We start from the raw sequence: 459 nt of genomic DNA, 5'->3' as shown, positions 1-459 counted from the left end.
CTTTTGCACAAACACAGCTTCGTCGAACTCGGTGCGCGGCAACGGGCGAAAGCCTTGCTCGATGCCGGGACCTTCCGCGAATTGCTCGACCCGTTTCAACGGGTCATGTCGCCGTGGCTCGAACGCCAGGGCGTGGTTCCGCAAGCCGATGACGGCGTGGTGATCGCCAAGGGCAGCCTCGATGGTTTGCCGGTGGTGATCGCGGCGATTGAAGGCGCGTTCCAGGGCGGCAGCCTCGGCGAAGTCGGCGGGGCGAAGATTGCCGGCGCGCTGGAACTGGCCGCCGAAGACAACCGCAAAGGCATCCCGACCCGCGCCGTGTTGCTGCTGGAAACCGGTGGTGTGCGCTTGCAGGAAGCCAACCTCGGGCTGGCGGCGATTGCCGATATTCATGCGGCGATTGTCGATTTGCAGCAATACCAACCGGTGGTGGGTGTGGTGGCGGGCAGCGTCGGTTGC

General features: G+C 64.7%; 1 protein-coding gene. It reads left to right on the top strand.

What is annotated here, in order from left to right:
• Positions 1-3 precede the first annotated feature (3 nt).
• Positions 4-459: biotin-independent malonate decarboxylase subunit beta (locus tag J5M71_RS28210; RefSeq protein WP_207838904.1), on the top strand; the 456-nt coding region annotated here is incomplete at its 3' end.

The organism is Pseudomonas sp. 43(2021) (genome assembly GCF_017490805.1).
Lineage (GTDB): Bacteria > Pseudomonadota > Gammaproteobacteria > Pseudomonadales > Pseudomonadaceae > Aquipseudomonas.
The sequence above is the reverse complement of the archived record's forward strand: the minus strand, read 5'-3'. Positions and strand labels throughout refer to the sequence as shown.